This window comes from Kitasatospora sp. NPDC041988 (assembly GCF_055588525.1).
Genome location: NZ_JBVJCO010000050.1, coordinates 1 through 783, shown reverse-complemented (window position 1 = coordinate 783; position 783 = coordinate 1). Strand labels below are relative to the sequence as shown.

At 65.9% G+C, this 783-nt stretch carries 1 protein-coding gene; it reads right to left on the bottom strand.

Annotated features, from left to right (window positions below; all coding sequences use genetic code 11):
- Nucleotides 1–150: 150 nt before the first annotated feature.
- On the bottom strand, nucleotides 151–783 hold a 633-nt coding region (locus tag ACZ6NC_RS34415; RefSeq protein ID WP_465737803.1), incomplete at its 5' end, for a hypothetical protein.

The following is a 783-nucleotide window of genomic DNA, read 5'->3' as shown; positions in this document are numbered from 1 at the left end:
ACCACCGTAAGAATCCCAACACGAGAAAAAGGGAACACACGACCGTTTGCCCCCCCCCCGCCCCTGTCGTGCGTCCTGAGTCCCTCTGTGTCCTGCTGGCTGTCCTGGTGTGTGTCCGGGCCTGGCGGAGGCGGGCGGCCGGCGATCCGGTCAGGCGCCGAAGAGGGCTTCGGGGCCGGCTTCGAGAGCGGCGAGGTAGAGCCCGGCCACCTCGCGGGTGAAGGCGAGGGGCAGGACGTCGGTGCGCACCGCCACGTTGAGGCTGGGCTGCGCGAAGGTCAGGTCGACCTCGACGGAGAGCGCACTCGGGACGTCCTGGGCGAGCCGCTCGGGGATCAGCTCGACGGTGCAGCCCGGGATTTCCAGATCGGCGCGGGGGTGGTCCTGGAAAACGAAGATCGGCAGCGTTCCGATGTTCAGCAGCGTGTTGTACGGGAGCGTGCCGATGGTTTCGGTGAAGGGGAGGTCTTGGTGGGCGAGGGCTTGGTTGATGGTGGGGGTGGGGTTGTGGTGGGGGGTGGTGCGGAGGATGAGGGGGTTTATTCGGCTGGTGATGGTGTGGTCGAGGTGGTGTTGGCCGCGTTTTGCGACGGGGGTGATGATGCCGATGTCTTTTTGTCGGGTGAGTTGGTGGAGGGTGTGGGTGTAGATGGCGATGTGGTAGGCGAAGGGGGTGTGGTGGTTTTGGTGGGCGTGGGTGTTCCAGTTGTCGAGGTGGTTTTGGGGGATGGGGTGTTGGGTTCCGTGGGTGGGTCCGGTGGGGGGTAGTGGGGTGGTGGGGGT